Origin of the sequence: Geobacillus sp. BK01 (genome assembly GCF_052220245.1) — a bacterium.
GTDB lineage: Bacteria > Bacillota > Bacilli > Bacillales > Anoxybacillaceae > Geobacillus.
Genome location: NZ_JBQPTH010000009.1, coordinates 77267 through 101691 on the forward strand (window position 1 = coordinate 77267; position 24425 = coordinate 101691).

25 protein-coding genes are annotated in these 24425 nt (G+C 44.7%); all 25 read right to left on the bottom strand.

All coding sequences use genetic code 11. The features are described from left to right. Positions 1 to 2: 2 nt before the first annotated feature. On the bottom strand, positions 3 to 1058 hold the full coding sequence (gene pseI, locus ACTVDO_RS11190) for a pseudaminic acid synthase (protein WP_442901529.1): 1056 nt from the start codon (positions 1056 to 1058) through the stop codon (positions 3 to 5). Positions 1059 to 1062: 4 nt separating this feature from the next. Further along, positions 1063 to 2112 (bottom strand): UDP-2,4-diacetamido-2,4,6-trideoxy-beta-L-altropyranose hydrolase, encoded by a 1050-nt coding sequence (gene pseG, locus ACTVDO_RS11195; RefSeq protein WP_442901530.1) that lies wholly within the window; start codon positions 2110 to 2112, stop codon positions 1063 to 1065. Between the two features lie 22 nt (positions 2113 to 2134). Continuing rightward, on the bottom strand, positions 2135 to 3322 hold the full coding sequence (locus tag ACTVDO_RS11200; protein ID WP_442901531.1) for a glycosyltransferase family protein: 1188 nt from the start codon (positions 3320 to 3322) through the stop codon (positions 2135 to 2137). Between the two features lie 23 nt (positions 3323 to 3345). Then, positions 3346 to 4071: a cytidylyltransferase domain-containing protein gene (locus ACTVDO_RS11205; RefSeq protein ID WP_442901532.1), complete on the bottom strand. Its 726-nt coding sequence runs from the start codon at positions 4069 to 4071 to the stop codon at positions 3346 to 3348. 12 nt (positions 4072 to 4083) lie between these two features. Then, a complete protein-coding gene (locus ACTVDO_RS11210) occupies positions 4084 to 5049 on the bottom strand; it encodes an ATP-grasp domain-containing protein (RefSeq protein ID WP_442901556.1) in 966 nt (321 codons plus the stop codon). A gap of 25 nt (positions 5050 to 5074) precedes the next feature. After that, positions 5075 to 5752, bottom strand: coding sequence for an HAD family hydrolase (locus ACTVDO_RS11215; RefSeq protein WP_442901533.1), 678 nt, complete (start codon positions 5750 to 5752; stop codon positions 5075 to 5077). A 9-nt stretch (positions 5753 to 5761) separates the two neighbouring features. After that, entirely contained in the window at positions 5762 to 6922 is a 1161-nt protein-coding gene (gene glf / locus ACTVDO_RS11220; RefSeq protein WP_442901534.1) for a UDP-galactopyranose mutase, read from the bottom strand. Between the two features lie 4 nt (positions 6923 to 6926). Beyond that, complete coding sequence (locus ACTVDO_RS11225; RefSeq protein ID WP_013524639.1) at positions 6927 to 7418, bottom strand: hypothetical protein; 492 nt, start codon at positions 7416 to 7418, stop codon at positions 6927 to 6929. A gap of 191 nt (positions 7419 to 7609) precedes the next feature. Continuing rightward, the gene (locus ACTVDO_RS11230; RefSeq protein ID WP_442901535.1) at positions 7610 to 8518 is read right to left on the bottom strand and encodes a glycosyltransferase family 2 protein; all 909 of its coding nucleotides are present in this window, start codon (positions 8516 to 8518) and stop codon (positions 7610 to 7612) included. Between the two features lie 155 nt (positions 8519 to 8673). Then, positions 8674 to 10041, bottom strand: a complete 1368-nt coding sequence (locus ACTVDO_RS11235) for a glycosyltransferase family 2 protein (protein WP_442901536.1) — start codon at positions 10039 to 10041, stop codon at positions 8674 to 8676. Positions 10042 to 10183: 142 nt separating this feature from the next. Beyond that, entirely contained in the window at positions 10184 to 11596 is a 1413-nt protein-coding gene (locus tag ACTVDO_RS11240; RefSeq protein WP_442901537.1) for a glycosyltransferase family 2 protein, read from the bottom strand. A 279-nt stretch (positions 11597 to 11875) separates the two neighbouring features. Further along, positions 11876 to 13006, bottom strand: coding sequence for a nucleoside-diphosphate sugar epimerase/dehydratase (locus tag ACTVDO_RS11245; protein ID WP_442901538.1), 1131 nt, complete (start codon positions 13004 to 13006; stop codon positions 11876 to 11878). 489 nt (positions 13007 to 13495) lie between these two features. Beyond that, positions 13496 to 15760 carry a 6-hydroxymethylpterin diphosphokinase MptE-like protein gene (locus tag ACTVDO_RS11250; protein WP_442901539.1) on the bottom strand — a complete coding sequence of 755 codons (2265 nt, stop codon included), beginning with the start codon at positions 15758 to 15760 and terminating at the stop codon, positions 13496 to 13498. Positions 15761 to 15795: 35 nt separating this feature from the next. Beyond that, positions 15796 to 16800, bottom strand: a complete 1005-nt coding sequence (locus ACTVDO_RS11255) for a UDP-N-acetylglucosamine 4,6-dehydratase family protein (protein ID WP_442901540.1) — start codon at positions 16798 to 16800, stop codon at positions 15796 to 15798. A 28-nt stretch (positions 16801 to 16828) separates the two neighbouring features. Continuing rightward, positions 16829 to 17413 carry a hypothetical protein gene (locus tag ACTVDO_RS11260; RefSeq protein WP_442901541.1) on the bottom strand — a complete coding sequence of 195 codons (585 nt, stop codon included), beginning with the start codon at positions 17411 to 17413 and terminating at the stop codon, positions 16829 to 16831. Positions 17414 to 17589: 176 nt separating this feature from the next. Then, positions 17590 to 18573, bottom strand: a complete 984-nt coding sequence (locus ACTVDO_RS11265; RefSeq protein WP_442901542.1) for a flagellin N-terminal helical domain-containing protein — start codon at positions 18571 to 18573, stop codon at positions 17590 to 17592. Between the two features lie 186 nt (positions 18574 to 18759). After that, complete coding sequence (csrA, locus tag ACTVDO_RS11270) at positions 18760 to 18999, bottom strand: carbon storage regulator CsrA (protein WP_442901543.1); 240 nt, start codon at positions 18997 to 18999, stop codon at positions 18760 to 18762. Between the two features lie 12 nt (positions 19000 to 19011). After that, on the bottom strand, positions 19012 to 19446 hold the full coding sequence (gene fliW / locus ACTVDO_RS11275) for a flagellar assembly protein FliW (RefSeq protein ID WP_442901544.1): 435 nt from the start codon (positions 19444 to 19446) through the stop codon (positions 19012 to 19014). 24 nt (positions 19447 to 19470) lie between these two features. Further along, positions 19471 to 20025 carry a DUF6470 family protein gene (locus ACTVDO_RS11280; protein WP_442901545.1) on the bottom strand — a complete coding sequence of 185 codons (555 nt, stop codon included), beginning with the start codon at positions 20023 to 20025 and terminating at the stop codon, positions 19471 to 19473. A gap of 34 nt (positions 20026 to 20059) precedes the next feature. Then, positions 20060 to 20953 carry a flagellar hook-associated protein FlgL gene (gene flgL / locus ACTVDO_RS11285; protein WP_442901546.1) on the bottom strand — a complete coding sequence of 298 codons (894 nt, stop codon included), beginning with the start codon at positions 20951 to 20953 and terminating at the stop codon, positions 20060 to 20062. 10 nt (positions 20954 to 20963) lie between these two features. Next, positions 20964 to 22559: a flagellar hook-associated protein FlgK gene (flgK, locus tag ACTVDO_RS11290; RefSeq protein ID WP_442901547.1), complete on the bottom strand. Its 1596-nt coding sequence runs from the start codon at positions 22557 to 22559 to the stop codon at positions 20964 to 20966. A 12-nt stretch (positions 22560 to 22571) separates the two neighbouring features. After that, on the bottom strand, positions 22572 to 23039 hold the full coding sequence (locus ACTVDO_RS11295; protein WP_442901548.1) for a flagellar protein FlgN: 468 nt from the start codon (positions 23037 to 23039) through the stop codon (positions 22572 to 22574). A 15-nt stretch (positions 23040 to 23054) separates the two neighbouring features. Beyond that, a complete protein-coding gene (gene flgM, locus ACTVDO_RS11300; RefSeq protein ID WP_442901549.1) occupies positions 23055 to 23321 on the bottom strand; it encodes a flagellar biosynthesis anti-sigma factor FlgM in 267 nt (88 codons plus the stop codon). A 71-nt stretch (positions 23322 to 23392) separates the two neighbouring features. Beyond that, complete coding sequence (locus tag ACTVDO_RS11305; protein WP_442901557.1) at positions 23393 to 23806, bottom strand: TIGR03826 family flagellar region protein; 414 nt, start codon at positions 23804 to 23806, stop codon at positions 23393 to 23395. A 100-nt stretch (positions 23807 to 23906) separates the two neighbouring features. Then, on the bottom strand, positions 23907 to 24344 hold the full coding sequence (locus ACTVDO_RS11310; protein ID WP_442901558.1) for a YaaR family protein: 438 nt from the start codon (positions 24342 to 24344) through the stop codon (positions 23907 to 23909). Positions 24345 to 24425: the final 81 nt, after the last annotated feature.

The window sequence follows — 24425 nt, forward strand, 5'->3', positions numbered from 1 at the left end:
TCTTACAATAATAAATCCCATGCCACCGGTGTTCCTTTTTTCACATCGCGCTTCACCGTTTTTCCAAGCAGCTGATCGAAATATTTCGGCGGCAATCCATTTCCAGGACGAATTGCGCGGACGTTTTCCTTCGTCAGCGTTTCTCCCGCTTTCATATCGCGCACAATGTATAACGACCGCCGATGTTTCAATGATGCTTCCTCCGCTTTCGTAGGACCATATTGAATCCCGCCGATGCTTTGCCACGCCTGTTCCGTTTCAATCACTAAGTCAGCCATTTCATGCGGTTCCATGGAAAAGGCTGCATCCACCCCTCCTTCTGCGCGTGAAAGGGTAAAATGTTTTTCAATGACAGTAGCTCCAAGCGCAACAGCGGCGACACTGACCCCAATGCCCATCGTATGGTCGGACAGCCCGACTTGACATTGAAACAACTCCCTCATATGCGGAATGGTGGCCAAATGTGAGTTCTCCGGCGTCGCAGGATAGGTGCTTGTACATTTTAACAAAATCAGATCCTGGCATCCCGCTTCCCTTGCTGCTCTGACTGTTTCGTCCAACTCCTCCGCTGTTGCCATTCCTGTTGAAATAATCAATGGTTTCCCCGTCTCGGCAACCTTGCGGATCAAAGGCAAATCCGTATTTTCAAACGAGGCGATTTTATAGGCTGGGACATTGAGTTCCTCTAAAAACTCAACGGCCGTTTCATCAAAAGGAGTACTGAACGCGATAAGTCCCAGTTCTTTACAGCGCCGAAAAATCGGCTCATGCCATTCCCAAGGCGTGTACGCTGCCTGATAGAGCTTATAAAGCGAATTCCCTTGCCAAAGGTTATCAGGGTCATCAATAAAAAAATCTCCTTCGTCTATATCGAGCGTCATGGTATCCGCCGTATACGTCTGCAATTTCACCGCATCGACACCCGCCCGCGCTGCCGCCTCCACGATGGCCAACGCTCTTTCCAACGATTGATTATGGTTGCCAGACATTTCCGCAATCACAAACGGTTTATGATTCGGCCCAATAAGACGATGGCCAATTTGAATATCTTTGATCAATGGATCATCCCTCCAATAGCGCCTCCACGACCGGATGTACGATATACCCTTTTGCACTCCCTGCTAGTTCGAGCGCTTTGCGGCTCATACTCTTCAGTTGCTCCGGCAAAGCAATCACCTTATCTATTATATCGGCATAATGAGACGATTTTACATCTCTATGCCACCCTATATTCCAAACAGCCCCGTATGCGGCGGCGTCTTCCGTCGACCGCCTTTGATTTTCTGCAACAATCGTCACCGCCGAGGGCAGGCCGAGAAAACAGCGTTCCCACATCGACGCGCCGCCAGCCCCAAGCGAAAAATCCGCCTTGGCCATCAGCTCGGCAATGTAATCGATTTGGCAATGGTAGCGAAAGTCCATTTCACGGCACAATTGTTCCACGCGAAAACGATTCAAATTGGCTTTCCCTACCACAACGTCAACTTCCACATCAACAACATCCAACTCTCGAAAAGCACGCAACGCTTTCTCTGTTTCATTCGTCGGATCGCTGCCGCCAAAAAATAGGAGGATCCGTTGCACTTCACCACCGCGAAGGCTTACAAATTGTTTGGCTTCATAAAATTCCGGCCGCAACAACATATATTGCGGGCCTAACAATAGACGGCAGCCTGGCGGCACAAGACTATGATACCGCTGTTTCGCCTGACGGTAATAGTTTTGATCCAACAACAAATCACATTGATGAGGTCGGTTCGCTAAATCATCGATCACCATCACACGGCCGACATAAGCTCTCACGTTTTCTTCCCAGCGATGGTCAAGTTCATAATGATCGACAATGCACCAATCTACTGACGGAAGGAATCGTCGAACCACATCAATCGTCCATTGTGCATCCACTTCTTGTATCACAGATCCGTTGTAAACAAGCCGGAACACAGGAAACCCATTTCTTTCCACCTCATCACACAAATCCCCTAGGCCCGCCCTCATGGCAAAATAAACGGCACAACCGGCGTCTTTCAACATCCTCGCCAATGTCAAACATCGCATCACATGACCGGTGCCAATCGCAAACGATGAGTCGACACGGAATAAAATATGCATGATCCTATCCGCCTCTATCCATTCAAGACATAAAATGTTTGTGATAAATCACCGTTTCAATGATTTTTTCCGCTCTTGCCAACCAAGTATGCTTTTCCATCGCTTTCTTTCTTCCATTCTCAGCAATCTTCTGCAACGTTACTTTATTGTCCAAAAATGACTGTATTTTAGCGTGAGGATATCGAGTAAAAGAGTACAAAAGAAGATCCTCTCCGTCCTTAAATTCACTTTCCAAAAATAGATTGTTGTCTGTCAAACTAACGGATCCATTTAGCATAGTCGTAAAAATTCTCTCATGACCACCGTGAACAAAATTGGGCAAAACATTCAAAACAAGTTTGGAGTCCTTCATCTTCTCGTATACATCTCCAAAACCAATAGCTTGATTCAACTTTATAGAATGATGATTAGTGAATAAATTTTCCCATCCATTTCCGTATACTTCAAATCTGCAATCTAACTTGGCAGTTTCCAAAACTGCTTCCATTCTTCTTCTGTTCCGTATATATAAATCTACATTCACAAGATGACTCCAAAAATTAAGGTGATGCATATATTCCTGATCAATTCCATAATCGGTAAATACACTCTCAGCTATATCAATTAACGTTTGATTATGAGTATACAAATATTTTTCCATAATTGCATCAAACAATTTACTGATATACTTATCACAGTCTGTCCACTGTTTTCGGAAGTGATCTGGATTTGTAAACGTTCCTACAAACAAAATATCGATCTTTCTCTCTTCCATTGTTTTACTTGAAACAGAAACCTCATGATACGAAGAACCATGAGGAATAAAAACTTTGGAGTATACTCCATTCAAAAATGTCCGTAGAAATGAAAGATGGGTTTGATCTACAGTTGAAACAATGAGATTTTTTACTCCTTGGTTTAATCGATTTATATGATACATAGGATGGTCAACTAAAAAGGCGAATAACGGAATATTGAAATGGTCATATAACGACTTATCTCCAACCTTTATGTCAATTCCCATGGCATTCATGGATAAGAAGAAAAATACCTCTTTTTCTCTTAAAACTCTTTCCAGTTCCGCTATCCATGAAGGTGCTAGAAGATCTATCACTTTCACTTCAAAACCAAGTTGTTGAAAACTTGCAGCGAGGTCTTGAATAAAATATCGAAGCACACCATACTGACTTTGCCCATTATAAAGGACAATCGTTTTATTTTGATGACTCATAACTTCGCCTCCGTGCACACATTTTACACCACCGGCTTTTGCCGAACATGGGCGTTGAGCCTGGCCACATCCGGACGATTGAGCAAAAACTGAACGACCTCATGCGAACGAACGAGCCGATCTCCTCTGAAATGGTTCGCAACAGCTTTGCACAATTGATAATCTTCTTCAGTATCCAATGTGATGCGCAACTGAGGTTGACAAATGTCTTTCGGCGCTTGAACAAGTGTACGCTTAAATTCATCCAGGAATTCATAAGCGTAATACGTCACATGCTCGCGATGACGCGGCTCTTTCCCATGATGGTAGATGTATTCGAGCGCGGAAAACGACACCATTTCAACGACTAAACCGCGCGGTAAATTTCCTTCCACAATCACGATATCAGATGGTTCAGCCTTCATTGCCTCAATAATTTGATTGGCCAGTTCATAATCGACAAACGGGCAATCCGCCGTCACGCGAATCACATAGTCAGGCTGATAAGGTTTTGCACATTCATAATAGCGCGCAAGCACATCATCCTCCGATCCGCGAAAGCACGAAACGTGATGCTGTTTGCACCACGACTCAACCGCATCATCCTGCAGCAGAGTGGACGTGGCGACAATCACGTCATCTATTTCCTTTACTTGTTGGCACCGCGAAACAACATAGTCCAACACAACCGTATCCCCCAGCGGCATGAGCACTTTTCCCGGCAGCCGGGACGATCCCATGCGCGCTTGAATGATGATGATCGTTTTCAAGTCGATCCTCCTTCACCAATCAATCACAAAATCGGCCGGATGTCGAATTTGCCTCTTCTCTTTCGGTGAACGATGAAATGGATAATCGTCCAAATTCCTCCCCTGCGCCTCAAGAAAGAACCAATAAAAACTGTCCAAACCCGCTTCGATGCTTAACGTCGAAGCCCCGCCAAAGCGGGGGTTGCACTCGATGAGATGAAACTGCCCCTCACGATCAATGATCACCTGCATCACTGCATGCCCGTATAACCCTAAATAGGAGGCGACAGCGGTACACATGCCCTCTAATTTTTCATTTCTGATCGTTGTAGTGATTTGCGACTCCCCATTGACCACGTAATCCCTTTTTCGCGCTACTGCTCCTTTCGTTCGCCCCATCCGCGTCATGTAGAGATCGATGCTGATCTCTGTCCCAGCGATAAAAGGTTGAAAAACAGGGGCCTCCAGCTTCTTGGCATGCCGATTTGCTTCCTCTTTCGTTAAACAAATCCCTATGTTTCTCGCCCCCGCTCCGTAACGCTCCTTCACAACATAATCGCCATCATCCAGTTCTGCCAACGAAAGCGTCGTCGGAACGACCGGAAATCCATAAGCGGAGAGCACTTCATAAAACCGCAGCTTATCAAGACAAACGTCAACCGCTTGTTGTTCAGACACCATGACAAATATACCGTTCTCTTCGAATGCTTGACGATAGAACGAAAAAAACGGAAGCTCGCCGTCTCTTGTCGGTATAATGAAGTCGATCTGCTTCTTGCGACAAATTGAAATGAATTCTTCAACGGTGAAATGCTCTAAAGAAGGCATTGGCCAGAATTCATCGACAAAATATTTCCCAATACAATTTCCATTCCGATCAGCGCCAATTACGGCCCCTGATATTCCCATTTTCTTCATCGCGCGTCGAACCGCTTGAAGCAAAGGAACCTTTTTCGAAATGCTGGTCACCAAGACGTTGATACAAACCACCTCTTTCACCAAACGCAGAAAAAGCTTCCTCGACCTACCAACGCTTGTCAATCAATTCTGTCAACGAACGAATCGTTATGTCCGCTTCGTATTCCGTCCCCAACTTCGTTCGCATATGATCGCCAACCTCTCGAACAATCCGCACGGTCCCCATCCCGAGGCGTTTGGCAGCAATAAAATCCTTATTTGGGTTATCACCGATGTATACGCAATCGCAAAAATTCAATCCCAAACACTCGACCATCTTTCGATACGGCGTCTCGCTCGGCTTCCAATGTTCCCTTCCCAAATCACCGGTCACGATGATTTTATCTACGAAATGCTCAAGTTCAAGAGCTTTGATTTTCGCCCATTGCATCGTCGAATCCCCATCAGTGATGATGCCGAGCTTTTTTCCTGCCTGTTTGAAATGAGACAGAACTTCCTTCGCATCATCATATAGCGAAATATCGGGCCAATGACTGCGATAAAGATGGACGAGGCGGGCAATATCGGCGTCAATACCCAGCTGCTTGCATACGTCATCAAACACCCGTCCACGTCCATTTCGTTGCCATTCGTCGATAAGCATTCGATAAATGTTGTGTACCCCCATATCTGACCGCTGATTCGCCAACTCATTGGCCACCATCCAAAATCCCGATCTGACGTAATCGTACTCGCAATATAGTGTGTCGTCGAGGTCGAAGATGTAGGCTTCGAAGTCCTTCATTTCATCAGTTCACCGTGAAATTTTATTGTTGAATACGGTAAGCGCCCTTGCGATAACCGCATCCATATCATAATAGCGATATTCAGCCAACCGTCCTACAAAGAAAACATGCGGGAACTGCCGCGCCCTCTCTTTATATTTGGCATACAACTCTAAGTTTTCTTTTTTCGGAATAGGATAATAAGGAATATCCTTCCCTTTTACCTTTCGTTCGTAACCTTGAGGATATTCTTTGACAATTGTTGTTGATGAATGCTCTTGGCCAGTTAAATGTTTAAATTCCGTAATTCTCGTAAATTGATATTCATTCGGATAATTGATGGTACCAACAGGCTGCACAAACTCCTTTTGAATGTTTTCAAATTCAAAGCGAAGAGAACGATAAGGAAGCTCACCAAATTCGTAGTTAAAAAATTCGTCGATTTTCCCTGTATAAACGAATATTCCTTTAAATTCCTGCCCAAACAAACTGATCTTTCCATTCTTAACGTCAATGTCTATTACTTCTTTATAATCCGTATTTAACATAAGCTTAATATTAGAATGGGATAATAACTTTTCGAAAATTTTCGTATAACCTTCTTTCGGCATTCCCTGATAAGCATCTTGAAAATAGCGGTTATCCCTAGAAATATATACCGGCACTCTTCCAGTAACCGTCGGGTCTAGCTCTTCCGGTTTCATTCCCCATTGTTTTGTCGTATAGTTCAGAAACACTTTTTCATAAACAAAATCCGCCAAAAACTTTAAGTCCTTATCATCCGTTTCACGCAACTTCAAAATGGGAACTTTTACGTTATAACCGAATTTGCTCACTAACTTCTCTTCCAAAGGTCTGGCAAGCGATTCAGGTAACAGCTCATGTAATGTATTTAAATTAAACGGAATCGGAACCTTTTTCCCATCAATGGAACCGAGAACATGATGATGATATAAATGCCAATCCGTAAATTGCGACAAATAGTCCCATACTTCTCTGGAACGAGTATGGAAAATGTGCGGCCCATACTTATGGACTAAAATTCCGTTTTCATCATAATAGTCATACGCGTTGCCACCAATATGATTTCTCTTCTCAATGACTAATACCTTTTCGTTTAATTGAGTAGCAATTCGTTCTGCTATGACTGCTCCAGCAAATCCTGCACCAACAACGACATAGTCAAACATGTTGCTATTCTCCTTTTTTTTCAAGCCTTTTTAACACGAATGGCAAGAACAGAACAACCAATAGCCCAGCGATGATTGATCCAGTCATAGATACAATTGACATCATGATATGCTTCATTCTCATCCAGCGAATTTGTCCTGGAGTAATGTCCCATAAATCAGAAATCAGATTGCAAATTATTCGCCTTTTCGACTTTAATGACAATGAAAATTGAAAAACATTAAAAAAGCCAGCTCCGGTCAGATTGGAAACAGGGATGATCACAACATCATAAATTTCGTTTTTTAATTCAGGCACCGGTCTTTTGATTGAAAAGGATTGTTTATAAGGATATACAATGATTTTTTTGATGACATCATATTTTTCTACAAGTTTGACACTGTGCTCATGTGTCAACATATGATACTCGTAATCAGGAAATGTATTGATAATAGCCTTTAGGTTGTTATCTAACTGCTGCATACTTGCAGACCGAACGATTAATAGTTTTTTCATCCGACTATGTACTCCTCAAATAACCATGCATAGATGCTTCAATTCCTTTTTCGCCTAAAAGAGGCCGGTGGGATGAAGCGGCTGATGCCCATTATGGATCTACCGAAAAAACTTTGTCATATTCGTATCCTTTTCCCAATCAAAGCCGCTGAGTTGGATGCAAAACCTGTTTGCCACCGGCCTCCTAAGCGTTACCGATAGAATGTAAACGAAAGATTGAATGGGACACGCAGTTTCTGTGCGATAGCCCGATCCACTGCCTTTCGCTTTCCTTTTAATTTGTATGCTTCACGAAAAGCTGACCACATCGCCTTTAAGTAAACCGTCGTTTTCTGCTCTATAGAATAATAAAAACAATTATATATTAATCTAAGCGTTGTGTTTAACGCCATATCCATAGGATAATGCTTCCAAACGAGCCAAAACGCATTTCTTGTGTAGTAGAACGGCGCTCTCCAAGAAGCGCGATTTTTAGGCGAATACTTGTGATAAGAAACAATGTTAGAATAAAATTCAATGCGATACCCTGCATTCCAAATTTTAAAGGCGCAATCCATTTCATTATGATAAATAAAAAATTCTTCAGGATAATATCCAATTTTTTTGAATAAATCTTTCCGAATCCCTACGCCCGCACCATTAAAAGACATCAAGTAGTCGCTGGCTACGGCTTTCACTTCTTCTGTCTCATCTGTATCCTCTAATTCGTTTTTAATCTCATCGTAATGATAATAATTGCGCACATCAAAGGCCACTGCACCCAGCCGTTCATCTTTTTCAAACACTTGAACCATTCGCCGAATCGCATGTCTGGCGGGGAAAGAATCATCGTCGACAATCACAATGTACTTCCCCTTAGCATTCTCAAATCCAATATTATATGCTTCAATCCCAATGTTTTTGAACATTCGTATGAAACGAACATCTGGAAACTCTTTCTCAATCATTTCCGAAGTGCCATCTTGGGAAGCATTGTCTACCACAATCACTTCAAGCGGTGCATAGTCGATTTCTCGAATATGCAGCAAGCTTTCGCGCACATCATCTTTACGATTCCATGTGAGCATAACGATGCTGACAAGAGGAAATTGGTCTTTCATTTTTGCTCCTGCCTTAAAACTAATCTTAATTTTTCTGATTCATCACCAAAAGATGTACTTGAATTTTAAAGACAAACATGATAACAATATTGCTCAAAGAGACGTATGGTATTAAAAGGAAAAAGATGTTTTGATTTTCTCAATCATGATCGTCTTTATTTGTCAAGTACACTTTGTGGTGAAGAGCCATTTTTCTCTCTCCAGTCTAAAAAGCGTTGCTTTAAAACAGGGAAATAAATACTTTGATAAATTTGATACATCGTTTTGTAGTTCGCCATGTAGTACCGATCTTCTTCAGATTGAACAACATTAAAATATTGGTCTACATATAAATCTATATCATTCGTAAAATCCGCATCTAATACATGATTATACACCGCAATAGAAGGGAGAGTTCCCTTCTCATAAACTGAACGAATATTTATTGTTGGAAATTGCAACTCTAACAACTCTTTATCCTCATTACTTGCAACTATAGCTTCTATTTTCGCTTCTCCAATTTGCCCAACAATTGATTGAAGTACTCTAAACTCACACTGAGGAATTAATACAATACGCTTTTCATTATTCACAAATTTAGCCAATTGATCAAAAGCATTGGTTTTTTCACGTTCGAAAATGCGACCTTCAGGAGCTTTACCTCTCAATCCCTTTAATGCATCTTCAATAGCTAGTAATATTGTCTTGGCAACATTATATTGCTTATTATAGTTACACATATAAACAGCCTGAAATGCTTCTTTTATAATTTGCTTAGCAAAGCTCTCCAACAACTCGTCATCAAGATAGTTTAAAAAGAAATTTATACGATTACGCCAAAAATAGTAAGTTGAAAATGTACTTGTCTTATTAGCTGCCCCCATCTTATGCCATACTTTTGATCTGGAATTAGCTACAATCCGATACCCGGCTAACCTCATTCGATAAAACCATTCAATATCATCCCAATAGATAAAAAACGATTCATCCATTAAACCTGCTTTTTTAATCACTTCAGTCCGAATCATTACTGAACATGCAGGAACATAATCACACTCAATAAGTTCTGGTATCGTTTCATCATCAATATATCCTTTGTAGTTAGGTCTTATATTAAATTCGTTCCAATTAATTGATGCTCCCAGCTCTTGAAGCTGATTAGGCTGATCAAAACTATATATTTTTGATCCTGCTGCTGCTACATTCGGATTCTTCTCCATAAAGTAAAATAACTCTTCTATTGCTTTAGGATCCACAATTACGTCATTGTCTAATAAGTGAATATATTTATACCCTTTTTTTAATGCAATACGAATCCCTGTGTTAAAGCCGCCAGAACCTCCCTTGTTTTCTTTATTAGCAATTATTTTAATCCTATCCCCAAATTGTTCTATAATCGCATCCACAGAACCATCTGTAGATGCATTGTCTACTACAATTAATTCAAAACCTTCTAAACTAGAACTGAGCACAGATTTTATGCATCGCACCAACCAATCTTTACCATTCCAATTACAAATAACAACTGCCATTTTTGTTTTCATATATAGACTCCCATGACAAAAAATTTCGTCACCATCGGAAGGATGAAAATGCCTCTATGTTGAATTCTATAACTTTGCGCATTTTGGAGTTCGGGTATTTTCAGGATAGATACCCTCGATAAATCTTCTTGATTCAACTAGATCAATATCCTCTCAATTTTACTGCATTTTCACGCAAACGATTTAAAAGAACTGGAAGAAATGTTTCTTCTAACGTCTTTAAAAATTCAGTATAATTCTCTACATACTCTTTATCCTCATTATTATTAATAATACAATTCTGATAACCATCAATATATATGTTGACATCTCGTTCAACCTTATATTTATGCATCTTTGATAAATGGTGTAAATATTGGGCTATATGTTCAAATTTACTTCGATCAAATTCACTATAATGAATAACTTTTATCCCCTCTATTTTTAAGCTATTTAACCATTCACAATAATTCTTTGGTGAATCAAGAACCACGGTAATGTCAATGTTTTTATTCATCTTACGGATTATTGAAGCCAAATAAACTGCAGGACCTATATCCCCTATATTATAAGTTTCATCCTCTTTATAAAAAATAAGTGCCATATTATTTTGTATATTTTTCACATATCTTTCGAGAGGGGTTTCTTTCAGTTCTTTTGCAAAAATTCTACCATCTTGGGCTTTTCCTCTAATATTCGCTAAAGCGTCCTCTATTGCATAAAGCACTGTCTTACTAGTGCTATATCGTTGTTTTTTATGCCCAAAATACATTGCTTCTGCCAAGTCTTTAATTAATTGTCTAGCAAAATTATTAATGCTTACACCCTCTATATTTAGGAATTTCATAAAAAAATGAACACGATTTCTAAAAAAGTAATAATGTGTAAAAGTGTCTTGCCTTACTTTTACTCCACTCTTATGCCAAACTTTAGATTTATTAAGTGCAACAACTCTATAACCTCTTAATTTCATACGATAACACCAATCGATATCATCCCAATACAAAAAATATTCCTCATCCATTAATCCTACTTTCCGTATAACATCTACTCTAACCATCATCGAACACGCAGGAACGTAATCACATTCTACAACTTCAGGTAAATTTCCAACATCTAAATGATTAGCATAATTTAAATGAATTGTATATTTTTTATAGTCAATTTTTGCTCCAATCTCTTGAATTTTATTAGGTTCATCCAATACATAAATCTTTGATCCTACTACTGCAGTATTTGGATTGTTTTCCATATAGTTATAGAGTTCTTCTATTGCTTTTTCATCCACAATTACATCATTATCAAGAAGTTGAATATATCGGTAGTTGTACTTTAAAGCCTCCTTAATACCTCTATTAAATCCTCCGGAACCACCCTTATTTTCTTTATTAATAATTAAATTCACACTATTTCCGAATTTCTGCTTAATAGCTTCTACAGAACCATCAGTTGATGCGTTATCTACTACAAATAAATCGTAATCTTTAAAGGTTGACTTCTTTACTGATTCTATACACTTAAGGACATAGTCTTTTTTATTCCAGTTGCATATTATAACCGCTAATTCATTTGCCAATTGTTGGTCCCCCTATCAAAACATGTTGTAAAGGAAAAATTTTAGATATTCGATAATTATAATATAACCTGTGGTGCTAGTTGAACACTAACACTCGAATAGGAGCCTATTGCTTTTGATTTTTGATCAGACCTGCAGGAACAGAAAACATGTTCTTGCATGGAGATTCTCCTTTGGTATGACAGGCTACGCTTTCATTCTACAGGCAATCCGCTATGCAAGAACTATTTTGATGCTGGCTCAAGTTGATCTAGCACCACGGGTTAATAATATATAAATCTATGCATACCCTAGTGTTTTTCTAAGATTAGATGCTATAACCTCAATCATTTTCTTGTGATTTTCGGTTAACTTAAACTGTGACTTATCAATATTTTTTACAACTGCAGAAGTTAAACTTATATTTCTATCTGCTCCTGAAAGCACTCGATCCTTCCAATCTTTTGGCAAATCTATTCCTATAGAATTAAATATATTTAAAAAATAAATTTCTGATTCCTTATTATTAATGTTTTTTATATGGTATATAAGGTCTTCAAATCTTATAACTTGCACTGCATCATCAAACCATTGAATTCCCCACTTTAGATATGATTCACTTAATCTTGGAATTCCGTCGTTACCTAATTGAATCCCAGAAATCACGTAAGATATTGTTTCCTGAACAGAGATCTCATTTGCTTGAATATAGTGACCTATTCTATTCCATGGTATTATCTCTGAATAAAGAAACTTGGCAGTTGATAGAACTAAATCATATGGATCACGAATTAGTGTTAACATATTACATTTTGATGCAAAAGTGGACGTTTTGAAATCTTTAGGTAAATGTCCAGTGAAAAGCTTTTTCTCTCCCTGTAATAATTCATTTTGGGCCTCATCAAGCGTTTCATAGTGTACAAAATTCCAATGAATATATCTTTCATCAATAAAATGTGCTATTATATTACGCAAAAGATGCGTACCACTTTTAGGAATTGAGTTAATAAATATAGGCTTGTTAGGTACGAATTTAGTTTCGAATTTTTTTAATGATTCAATAACCTTTTTATCATACATCCTAGCCATAATAGCAGAATTTCTTTTAAGGACTTCATCTAAATCTTCTTCTAAAATAACTCCTTTTATAAAATGTTTATCTTCCTCTAAACCCATTTTAGAAAGTTGTTGAGATATTTCTTCATAAAACATACTAGCTACAACTATCAATATTTCGTCTAATTTCTCTCCTAATATAATTTTAGGATCATATACCTTTTTATTCATAAAACTCTTTCCCCATTTTCTAGAATCATTATCAATAAAATAACTAATACTCCTTATAAACGGTACGATTCTTCTACTAGCACTACCTGTACCAAAAACTATTATCTTACGATCTCTTCTTCTTAAAATATCAATTAAGTTCATATTTACATACCGCCCTTTCAAATTTCTAAAATGAGGAAATAAAAGGAAATTCTCCAAATTTCAGGTTCATCACCAAAAGATGTACTTGAATTATAAAGACAAACATGATAACAATGCTACTCAAAGAGACGTATGGTATTAATAAGGAAAAGATATTTTGATTTTCTTAATCATGATCGTCTTTATTTGTCAAGTACACTTTGTGGTGAAGAGCCAAATTTCAGCTTTTTCCTAAAAATTATAGGATAGACCTTTTCCTTTCTGAATAATTATGTTCTAAACAATCTCCAATTATGAAATTTTTCATAAATTAAAACTTTTAATATATCGACAGTTTTAGTCAGTATATGAAAATTTTCAACACAATTTTCAATATTCTTATTGATTGGATCCGCTTCGCAACCACTATTAGTCAAATTGAACCTCTTCTCTCATTAAAGCTCTATGAGCAAGAGTATTTGCAATCCTTTCCCTAAAATTCGGTAAATATTAACCTACGAGTTCTATTCTCTGGAAAATAAATGTTCCATCCCCTAAGAGCTTCATCTCAACGTTGTGTATCCCTTCTTGCAAACCAGATATTTGAAATAAAACCTGCTCAAATTGCGGAGAAAATCGCCCTTCTACTCCTCTATCTTTGACAGAGAACTTTCTATTATAGCCATCAATCATTATTTGCAATTGGTCCGAACCATCCGCATGCCTCGCCCCGATCACCCGAATCGCCGTCCCTTTAAACGTAAACTTAATCGTGGCATTCGGTTCGTTCGTTTCATAATATGTGCCGATCACGTCGGATTCCATTGACGATTGTTTTTGAATTTTGATTTCTTTTTTGTGCCATTGGCCGCTATAGTGGAATGCGCTGGACGTGCATTCGTATCTCTTCCATCCAGGTTCCTCTCGCGTCAGTTTCGGATGCAGATATATTTGCACGAATGGTGCCATTTCGTTATAGACTTGCTGGCATGTATGCAAATAGCGGCGAAAAGATCGGACGACTTTGTCCGCCTTCGCAATCGGATCTTTCTCTTCTCGGATGGTGTGAGCCTCTTTTTGCAATAGCTCGGTGTCGACGCGGACGATGGGCCGGACGTATATGTCAAAAAAGTCGTTGTTCGTCCAGCGGCGAAACTGCTCATCAAAGCGGGCAAACAGTTTGAGCAATTTTCCCTCTTTCCGCCGTTGAGCAGCTTGTGCCAATTCATCAAACATCGCTGAAATGTCTTGATATCCTTTGATAAAGTCGACCATGGCCCGATTCATGTTGTCGATCTTGGGTTCCACCGCTTGGGCTGTATCGGATTGCCGGCTGACATGCCAGTTCTCCTCCACAACTTTCTCCGTTAAACGAGTTGAAATCACAGTCTCCAGCGGGATAAACGGAGCGCCAACGATATCCGCGCCTCCCTTGGTTGTGTTGATGACTTCGATCTGTGAATATCTCTGAATATAGTGCTCCATCAACAGCCGCATTTGGTTGAGCGATTCATTCGTCGTGATAAGATGTCCGTATACGTCCTTCACTTGCATTAAGCCATGCCGCTCATGTTCGAGCACTTCAGCGGTTTGCTTTTCTCCCCGTTTGATTTCCTTCGCATAATAGTAATTGTCGCGGAAGGCGAAATTTTGCCCGACAAGAATGACAGGATTCGCCTCCAGCTTCGCCAAGATTTGCAATGTAATGATGGCGATGGAGAACGCATCGTCGATCACTTCGCTGCGGTCAAGGCTGTCCAGATAGTACGGCGTGACCGTATCTTGAGATGTCACGGCATAAAACTTTGGTCCTTTGTATTTTTGAATCGTTTCGTACCCGACGCTCGTTCCGTAAATCATCGGCACGTTGGCGTCGATCCCTTTGTCAATCATGTCCCAAAACACAGCGAAATTATGAGCCTGTGGATCATACGTGCAAACAGCGTCGGGCAGAATGCCGTTTGCCACGAGCGCTCGATTCGCCGATCCGACGGCAAAAATGTAAGCGAGCCCCTTTTCCTTTATATAACGCAGGTGATGATACTCCTCCTGCAACGAAGGACCAGCGGCGACGAGCAAGACCGGTTTGGAACGAAAATGCTCTTTCCGGCTGAAAATGCTTGGCGACCTCAACGTTGTCGGCAAGTTCATCACACTGTTTAGGGTCCAACGTTTGCTAAAGGCAAATTCTGTTGCCAAATTGATGCGCTTCGACTGTATGATATCGCGGAACTGGCAAAGAAATTGTTGAAATGAATCGGCGAAAATGCGCTCATAACTCGGCAGCGCAATGAGCTCCACATTCACCTCCAGCGCGTTCGCAAACTCGGCCAAAAACCGTCTGCGCGAAGCCTCGTCCGTTTCCACATAAAGATAGCGAAGCCGCTGAATCGGCCATTCTGTCAATCGTTTGTATGATAGAAAGCGAAAAAAGATCCATGGATTTGGTTCATAAATGGTGAATGCTTTATCAGGAAACATCGATAAAATTTTTTCAATATGATATCCAAGCCCGATACCGTAAAAGAACAAGTGATCACATGATTTGATTTTGTCTTGAAGCTGTTCGACGAGACGATCGGCTTCTTGCTCGGGATTGTATTTGCTGTGCAAATACAGCGGGCGTCCATCCACATGAACTTGAATCGTCGGCAGCCCAGCATGGGATGGGATGATCTCATATTGCGGCCACACTTGCTCATGCTGGATTTGGTTCCATTGTTGCCAAAGGGCCGGATAGTGGTTTTGCAAAAATCGTTGATTCTCTGCCAACATCGTGATGCTCATCTCCTAATCACTCACCGTTTCCTCTATATTAAGCCTTCTGCCAAAATCCAACGGCGCAATGTTTCTTTATCAATCATCTCGCCTTGAAACGGATTTTGACACGGGCAGATGTTCCATTCCTCCGGATAGGCATGCGGTTTCCAGCCGAAAGGAGGGCTGATGATATACATGTCTTCCGTCTCCCAAGCCGTATATGCTTCGTCTTCTGTCATGAGCTCTTCGTACATTTTTTCCCCTGGACGCAACCCGATTTCTTTGATGGCAATCGGTTCAGTAATGCGGTATTTTCTTGACACTTCTTCAATCATGACTTCAACTAAATCTTTCAAGGCGACAACAGGCATTTTCAACACGAACACTTCTCCGCCTACGGCCAGTTCATTAGCTTTTAAGATGAGAGAAATGGCTTGCGACGGCGTCATCATGTAACGAAGCATATCCATATGGGTGACGGTCACTTCCCGATCCTCTAAAATTTGTTTTTTAAACAACGGAATGACCGAACCGCGCGAACCCATGACATTGCCGAACCGCACCGCGGAGAAAATCGTTTGTTTCGGTCCTTTTTGATATTCGGTCGCCGCGATTAACCGTTCCGCCGCCAGTTTGGTTGCCCCGTACGTGTTCGTTGGGGAAATGGCCTTATCCGTGCTTGTAAATAACACTTTTTTCACTCCGGCTTTCAAAGCGGCCTGAATGACATTTTGCGTACCGATAATGTTTGTTTTCACCGCTTCAAACGGATTGTATTCACAAGCCGGAACATGCTTCATCGCGGCAAGATGAAAGACGTAGTCAATGTCTTCCATCGCCCGCAGCACACGCGCTTCGTCGCGAACATCACCAATTAAATAGCGAAGCGCATGGGAATATTTAAATTGCTGCGCCAGTTCAAACTGTTTATACTCATCGCGGCTAAAAATGCGAATGACGCTCGGTTCATGCTGCAACAGCGTTTTGGTGAGGTGTTGCCCGATCGTTCCTGTACCGCCAATAATTAAGATTTTTTTTCCTCTGTAGATGCTCAACTTTGTTCACTGCCTTTGCTGTCTCCGTTTAGTTCACGACATTGACGTTCACTTGCTCGATGATGTCCTTCCATAGCGGCTTGACTTCATACTGGATCAAGTCGGCGATCAAAATCGAATCCCCCGCTTCTACGGCCTCAAGCAATTGCCGCAATTGTTCCGCCAGCGTCTCCCGGATGCGGGCAAGCGCTTGACGATCAAACGGATGTTGCGGATGTTCGGCCAGCCAATAAAGGACCTGGTTAATCCATTGGATTCCTTCCAGCATTTGTTCAAATCGAATCCATGTATGCTCCGAAGGGGTTTGATAAAATTCATCAATGATCCGCTCAATCTCTGGCAAGGCACGCGTCAAGTATGAATGCATCGTCTGGAACACATCACGTATATATTCTTCAATTGTCACCGCCACAACGTCAATCGTGCGAATGGAATCGATCCTCTCTTCCATATAAGCCTCCATCTCGTCGTACACTTCGACGCCATCGATGACGAGATGGCTCAATTGCCGATCCGACTCAGCAACCATGGCGAAGATTTTTTGCAACATCGCCTCAAGCTCCGATCGATCATTGCGATATTCAAACGTTTGTCCGAAAATGTTGAGCTGCATGTCTCGCACTCTCCTAAACGAGATTTGTCGACAATTCTTTCGACGCCTTCTATCATTATTATCGGATGGTTTTTGTCAATATAAAGTGAATCATAGGAGGATAATTCCCTCAATGATTTCATAAAAAGGAAGGAAGGCCTCTCCCGTAGACCGAGAAGAGGCCTTTGACTGTTCCTTTATCGCAGCAACTGAAGCACGCTCTGCGGCTGTTGGTTCGCTTGGGCCAGCATCGATTGGGCTGCTTGGGTGAGAATGTTTTGTTTCGTGAATTCCATCATCTCTTTCGCCATATCGACATCGCGGATGCGGGATTCTGCTGCCGTCAGGTTTTCTGCCGACGTATCCAGATTGTTGATCGTATGCTCTAAACGGTTTTGGTACGAACCAAGGCGAGCACGTTCTGTCGAAACCGTGTTGATCGCAATGTCGATTTTCGAAATCGCTGCCGTTGCACCACTAAATGTCGTAATGCTCAACGCATACTCAGCAGTACCTGCAGCGCTGACATCGGTCAATTGGTTGGCAGTGCCGCTTGTAAATGTCGCATTTTGAATGGCCGTTTGAAGCTCGGCAGATACGCTCGTACCGTTTGCCGTAGTTGCTGCACCGGTACCGCTGGCAGACCCACCACCGGTTGTGCCAGCCAATCCAAGCGCTTGGGCACGCATGTCATAAATTTTAATGTCAAACGACTGATTGGTGTTCGCCCCAATTTGCAGTTTAATCGGGCTCGCGCCGCTCACATTGCCGTTCAGCAATTTTTGCGTGTTGAATTCCGTCGTATTGCCGATCCGGTTGATTTCAGACGTCAATTGGTTAAATTCTTTTTGCAATTGCTCGCGGTCTGCTTGTGTATTCGTGCTGTTGGCCGCTTGTGTCGCCAACTCGCGCATCCGTTGCAGGATGGAGTGTACTTCATTTAAGGCTCCTTCTGCCGTTTGGATGAGCGAAATGCCGTCTTGAGCGTTGCGGCTCGCTTGCTCCAACCCGCGAATTTGGCCGCGCATTTTTTCCGAAATCGCTAGTCCTGCGGCGTCATCGCCGGCGCGATTGATGCGGAGGCCAGACGAAAGTTTTTCAATCGATTTGGATGCGTTCATCGTATTGGTCGTCAACTGCCGATACGTATTCAACGCCGCGATGTTGTGGTTGATTCTCATGCTCTCTTCCTCCTTGAAATAATTTTTCTTCCACATCCTTGTGGAAGCGGCCGGCATGGGGCGAAAGTCGGCCGCCTTTCGCCGGATGCCGCGCTCATTTTTTATATCGGCGCGTTTGTTAGAAATTTAATAGGGAAAATGAAAATTTTTTGTCGATGAGGGACGAAAAAAGCGCCGCTTGGGCGCTTATCGGGTGTTCCATTGTTTTAGCTTGGCGGTCAGTTCGGCGAGCGATGTTTCCGACGCTTGGGAGGCGGCGTTGTTTTCCGCTTGGATGGCGAGGTACACTTCTTTGCGGTGGATGTCGATCGATTTGGGCGCGTTGATGCCGAGCTTCACTTGGTCGCCTTGGATGGCGAGGACGGTGATTTCGATGTCATCACCGATTTGAATCGCTTCTTTGAGTTTGCGCGTTAAAACAAGCATAAGCCGCCTCCTTTACGTCGCCACTTTTTCCGGGAAGAGGCGATGTTTCGTTTTGTACGGGGTGTTTGTTAAGATCACCTGCTTGCCGATTCGTTTTCGGGCGTTGATGACCACAGGCGCCTGCAAGTTCGCGGTCGTGTTGTCAAACGGGTCAGCGACCGTCAAGATGGCGTATAAGGCGACGTCGCGCTCGCTTTCGATGCCGAGCTGCTCAAGCGTTGCCTCGTCCAACTCGATTTCGTACGCGGGAAAGTACGAAAACGGTTCGATCAAAACAAACCCGAGCGCAGGCGTGTCGACCGACTGCAAGATGACAAACGGCGTGTCGGCAAGCGGGAGAAGGACGAACCGCTTTTCCTCCGCAAACCCGGGCAGGCCGTGGGGGAAGCGGATGATCTCATCCTCGCGAATATCTCGTTCACCGTGGTATTTTGTCGCAATGTTCATTTCATTCATCCCTCAACTTCGTGGTTAGATGGAAACGTCAATATGAAGCGACGGGCGCTGGGCTAAGCCGATATGCACCGCCCCTTGTTCGTAGCGGACGACGGGCGGGTGCGGCTTGACATCTATGCGCGGTACGTGGGTGTTCCAGTCGATCGTGAGTCTGCCTGGTTCATAGTCCACCTTGACGCTAAACGGCGGCGGGACGAGGGCGACGTTCACTTCGAAAGGCGGGTTGGTGCTGTTTTCCGCTGCCTGCTCGGCAAGCGGATTGCCGCCGTTTTCGATGCGCATGAGCTCGTCGCCTTGGGCGGCGACATGGGCGGTGTAGTCAAGCGCCGCCTGGCGCCCGCGATCGGCCGCATCTTGAATGAGTTGGAACACGTGCTTGTTGTTCATTGCCGCCCATGCCTGCGACTGGTCGATCGTCAAGCGCGCGGGGACAGAGTCGATGCGCATGTCGGCAGGCGGCTGCTCGATCGTCATCTCGGCGGGCGGTTGGGTGATCTCAAGCCGCGCGGGTTCGGTCGAGATCGCCAGTTTGGCGTACGTCGCTTCCATCGTGAGCTGCGGAATGCGCATGGCCATCGCTCCTTTCGATGGGCGTTAGGCTAGTTTAACGCAAAAAGTCGACCAATGTCGGCTGGATAACGCGCGCGCCGACCGCCAAGGCGGCGCGGTGGACGCTTTCTTGTATTTTTAAATCCGTGATGACTTTCTCCAAATCGACGTCTTCGTTATCCGACAACATTTTTTCCGCAATGATTTGTTGGCTGTCGATGCGGTCTTCCATCAGCTCAATCCGGTTCATGCGCGCCCCGAGTTCAGCGCGGACACCCAACAAGTTGGTCATATGGCTGTCAAGCTTGTCCAAATAGCCCGATAGTTCATCACCCGTCGTGTTCGGATTTTCTAATGAAGCGGCAAGGGCCTGCAAGTCGGCAAACAGCCCGCTGCCTGCGCCAAACGCCGCACTAGGCGGAATGTTCACCGGGATATAAATCCCTTTGGCCAACTCGATATTCAATTCTTGGTCGTTCGTTGAGACATCAATCGTGCCGTCAGCGTTCACTGTGACGGGCGGGTCGGTCGTATGGGCGCCGTTGAAGATGTATTTGTCGCCGACTTTCGTATTGGCGATTGTTACGATATGCTCGGTCAGCTGGCGCACTTCTTTGGCGATCGCCTGGCGCTGCGTCTCTTCGTATGTATCGTTGCTCGCCTGCACGGTGAGCTCGCGGATGCGCTGCAGCGCCTGGGTGGCCTTATCGAGCGCCGAATCGGAGTTTTCCACCCAGTTGTATGCTTCCGAGAAATTGCGTTTGAACTGCTCGACTTCGGCCAAATTGGAGCGATACGCGATGCCCTTCATCGCGACGACAGGGTCATCGGACGGGCGGGTGATTTTTTTCCCTGTCGACAATTGCGTTTGGTATTGGTCCAAATTCGCGTAGCTCCGGGTGATTTGTTTCAACATATTATTCGTCAACATGCTTTGTGTAATGCGCATCACCGTTCACCTACCTTCCGACCACACCCATGCCGTTGATGATTTTATCAAGCATTTCATCAACGACAGTAATTTGCCTTGCGGCGGCGTTATAGGCGTGTTGGAATTTGATCATGTTCATCATTTCTTCATCAAGCGACACGGAACTGACCGATTGCCGCTTTTCTTCCACCGACTGGCGCAAAATGTCGCTGTTGTGTTTCATCCGGTTCGCCTGTTCGCCGTCGACCCCGAGTTGGCCGATCCAGCCTTGGTAATTCGTTTCAACCGTTCCGGATGAAAGCGGGAGGTTGAGCGCTTGAAGATCAACGGACAACCCGTCCAACAGCGCGGCGGAAGGCTGGGATAAAAGCAAACTGCGGACGTTCGCCAAGTTAATGGCGTTGTTGCCATTCCCCGATTCGTTGTTCTTGGTAGCGGCGGCGATGTTCGCCAAGTCGTTCACCGCGTCGGCCAGCTTGATCGTTTTCGCTGCGCCGTTCACTTGATCCAACCCGGCGAAAAATGAAACACCCGTGCTTCCGTTCAATCCGTACCCTTGTTCATGCACGGCGTTAAAGAGCGTGCCGAACGTATAGGCGAGTTGATCGAGGTTCGTTAACATGTCCGGGTACAGCCCTTTGACGATCGGCTGTCCACCGGCGTCCGTTCCCGCCTGGTAGCCGTAACCTTCCATCAACCCGCGCAATTTGCCGTTCGGAAGGGCGGAAAACGTGAGTGTATTTCCGCCGATCGCAATGTTCCCTACGCCTGTGGTAGGCGGCGTTTCCTTCGCCCCGTCGCCGTCGACATCGTGGCCATCCGGGAACGACAACGTGGCGGCGGTGCGCCCTTGCACGAGGTATACTTTTTCATTGCCGTTAACGATATACACATCATACGTCCCCTCCGCCGCTGGAAGGGAGTTGCCGCCGACGGGATGTTTTTCGACTTGGAGATCGACGAACGTTGATAATCTATCGATCAGCCGGTCGCGCTCGTCATACAAGTCGTTCGGCAAATAGCCGTTCGGTTCAATTTCGGCGATCCGTTCATTGAGCGCGCGAATTTGATCCACAAGGGAGTTGATTTCCGTCACCGCCACTCCGATTTGCGCCCCGATGTCCTCACGGATTTGTGCGAGCGAGTTGGACAAGTAATGGAACGTCTCGGCGACCGCCAGCCCGCGCTGGCGCACGACGGAGCGCGCCCCTTCGTTCTCCGGATGGGTGCTCAAGTCTTGAAGCGCTTGCCAAAACTGGTCCATCGTTTTCGCCAATCCACTGTCGGATGGCTCATTCATAATGTCCTCCATTTTCGCTACAGCGTCGGCGCGCGCTTCCCAATAGCCGAGCTTGCTGTTTTCGCCGCGGTATTGAACGTCCAAAAAGTACTCGCGCACCCGCTCAACCGATGCCGCCTCCACCCCTGTCCCCATTTGGCCCGGGATGTTCGGACGGTTGAGCCCCGGCGTCGGGAACGGCGGCGTCGGCCGCAGTTGAACGCGTTGTCTCGTGTATCCTTCTGTATTGGCGTTGGCGATGTTATGGCCTGTCGTGTACAAGGCGGCTTGTTGTGCCATCATGGCACGTCGGGCGGCTTCGAGGCCGTGGAATGTCGAGAGCATCTGTTCTCCTCCTTACGCTTTCGATTCAAACAATGGACGCTCAGGCGAAGGTGCATATTCTTGCGTGCGGCTGTAAGTGTACGGCGTCGGGGCAAACGTCTCGATCATCGCGGTGACGAACTGGAGCGACTGTTCAATGAGTTGGCGGTTTAACTCATTTGCCTCGGCCACCGCGTCCACCGCCTTTTTCAGCCGCTCGCGGCATTCACGCAGCTGTTTGCGCTCTTCGCCTGTTGCCATCGCCTCACATTCGGCGACCGTCACCGCCTCGCTGCCAATCGCCTCCTTCAGCCAATGCCGCCGCCGCTCTTCCAACTGGCGAATGGCCAACACATGCTTTTGTTCATCGGCAAGCAGCGCCGACAGCGCCTCGATATCGTTTTTCTTCAACACTTCCGTTTTCTGCCGCGAGAGCGCCAACAAGCTTTCATGCAGCTCGATGTGCGCCCGCAAAAGATGGATGAGTGCCGCAAATGTCATCGCAATCCGCTTCCTTTATCGGTGGTGTCGGTAGTAGTCGATCATCCGCTTCGCGACCGCCTGCGGATCGACTGTATATGTGCCGTTTTCGATTTGTTGCCGCAGTTGTTCAAGTTTCGCCTGCCGAGTTTGTTCCCAGCTTGCCGCTTCTTGCAGTTCTTTCGCCTCTTTAGAGATTTCCACTTGATCGCCCGCCGCCTTCCCCGCCGCCAGCCGCTCCGTTTTCCCAAGCTGGCGCTGGTACGGATTGACGTTCATCGGGCCGATGTGATGGATCTTCATCCCGTTCACCTCGCTTGTCTAGCACGATGAAAATAGTGCTATTGTTTATATCGGAACGTTGGCGCAAATGTTTAGCGCTTTGTTTTGTCCTGGGTGTAATACGTCGTTTGCCGCGGGCTTGATGCCCCTCTTTCCTTCTCTTCCTCCGCCCGCCGCAAGTCGGCTTGCAGCTGGCCGAGACATTTGGCGCACAGCCGCCCCTCGCGGATCATCGCCCCGCACGAGTCGCACGGGTAGCCGAGATTCGGGAAATGAACAAGTTGCAACCGCCCCGCGCGAATCCATTTGATGATCAGCTTCTCCTCCACCCCCGTCGCATCAACGACTTGCGCCATCGTTGCCGTGCGGTTTTCCCGCCTGCGCAAAAACGCATAAACGCGTTCGAACTGCCGTTCTTCTTCCCGGTAGCACGATTCGCATACATCCCGAATGGAATGTTTGACAAACAACCGCCCGCACTTTGCGCAGTTTGCCAGTTCCGCCACCATCTTCCCCTCCCCGGTCTTGGCCTATAAGGAATGAACTCCCTTATGCTGCCGCATAAGGCCGATTGCGGCAGACAGAGCGATTTGACTCGTTAGTCAGTTATGTGTATATATTGATGATCAATCCTTGAATTTCGCCGACGAGCCGCAAAATATCGAGCCCTTTTTGCTCTTTTTTCAACACTTCATTCGTCAGCTCAATGAGTTTTTGATCGACTTCTTTGACGAGTTTATAAAGGCGCGCCCGCCCGCCGCGGCTGAAGCCGCGCTGCTCCTCGAGCTGGAGGCCGTTTTTCACCGCGTCGTCCAAAAACGCCTTGACGAGCTGCTTATACTTGCGCAAATCCTCAACCGTCCGCGACTCGGCGAGCTTTTTCCCTTGTTCTTCGATTTGCCGGACTTGGTCGTTGATGCGCTCCCATATGACATCGCGGCGCGTTTTCGCCATCACTTCGGTGAAGGACACCGATTCCATCGGGACGTCATCCTTGCGGCTTACATTCGCCAACCCGGCGCGTGTCACTTTTTGCACTTCCATCGTCATCACCTCTCACTACCTCCATTATCGCACAACCATAGCAAAAGGGCGAGGCGTGATTGCCCCGCCCGATGCGGTGAA

What these genes read in the sequence shown, in the direction of transcription:
- pseG (WP_442901530.1), bottom strand. Translation starts at nt 2,112, where the DNA reads ATGCATATTTTATTCCGTGTCGACTCATCGTTTGCGATTGGCACCGGT.
- ACTVDO_RS11200 (WP_442901531.1), bottom strand. Translation starts at nt 3,322, where the DNA reads ATGAGTCATCAAAATAAAACGATTGTCCTTTATAATGGGCAAAGTCAG.
- ACTVDO_RS11215 (WP_442901533.1), bottom strand. Translation starts at nt 5,752, where the DNA reads ATGAAGGACTTCGAAGCCTACATCTTCGACCTCGACGACACACTATAT.
- glf (WP_442901534.1), bottom strand. Translation starts at nt 6,922, where the DNA reads ATGTTTGACTATGTCGTTGTTGGTGCAGGATTTGCTGGAGCAGTCATA.
- ACTVDO_RS11225 (WP_013524639.1), bottom strand. Translation starts at nt 7,418, where the DNA reads ATGAAAAAACTATTAATCGTTCGGTCTGCAAGTATGCAGCAGTTAGAT.
- ACTVDO_RS11230 (WP_442901535.1), bottom strand. Translation starts at nt 8,518, where the DNA reads ATGAAAGACCAATTTCCTCTTGTCAGCATCGTTATGCTCACATGGAAT.
- ACTVDO_RS11235 (WP_442901536.1), bottom strand. Translation starts at nt 10,041, where the DNA reads ATGAAAACAAAAATGGCAGTTGTTATTTGTAATTGGAATGGTAAAGAT.
- ACTVDO_RS11245 (WP_442901538.1), bottom strand. Translation starts at nt 13,006, where the DNA reads ATGAACTTAATTGATATTTTAAGAAGAAGAGATCGTAAGATAATAGTT.
- ACTVDO_RS11250 (WP_442901539.1), bottom strand. Translation starts at nt 15,760, where the DNA reads ATGTTGGCAGAGAATCAACGATTTTTGCAAAACCACTATCCGGCCCTT.
- ACTVDO_RS11260 (WP_442901541.1), bottom strand. Translation starts at nt 17,413, where the DNA reads ATGCAGCTCAACATTTTCGGACAAACGTTTGAATATCGCAATGATCGA.
- ACTVDO_RS11265 (WP_442901542.1), bottom strand. Translation starts at nt 18,573, where the DNA reads ATGAGAATCAACCACAACATCGCGGCGTTGAATACGTATCGGCAGTTG.
- csrA (WP_442901543.1), bottom strand. Translation starts at nt 18,999, where the DNA reads ATGCTTGTTTTAACGCGCAAACTCAAAGAAGCGATTCAAATCGGTGAT.
- fliW (WP_442901544.1), bottom strand. Translation starts at nt 19,446, where the DNA reads ATGAACATTGCGACAAAATACCACGGTGAACGAGATATTCGCGAGGAT.
- ACTVDO_RS11280 (WP_442901545.1), bottom strand. Translation starts at nt 20,025, where the DNA reads ATGCGCATTCCGCAGCTCACGATGGAAGCGACGTACGCCAAACTGGCG.
- flgL (WP_442901546.1), bottom strand. Translation starts at nt 20,953, where the DNA reads ATGCGCATTACACAAAGCATGTTGACGAATAATATGTTGAAACAAATC.
- flgK (WP_442901547.1), bottom strand. Translation starts at nt 22,559, where the DNA reads ATGCTCTCGACATTCCACGGCCTCGAAGCCGCCCGACGTGCCATGATG.
- ACTVDO_RS11295 (WP_442901548.1), bottom strand. Translation starts at nt 23,039, where the DNA reads ATGACATTTGCGGCACTCATCCATCTTTTGCGGGCGCACATCGAGCTG.
- flgM (WP_442901549.1), bottom strand. Translation starts at nt 23,321, where the DNA reads ATGAAGATCCATCACATCGGCCCGATGAACGTCAATCCGTACCAGCGC.
- ACTVDO_RS11310 (WP_442901558.1), bottom strand. Translation starts at nt 24,344, where the DNA reads ATGGAAGTGCAAAAAGTGACACGCGCCGGGTTGGCGAATGTAAGCCGC.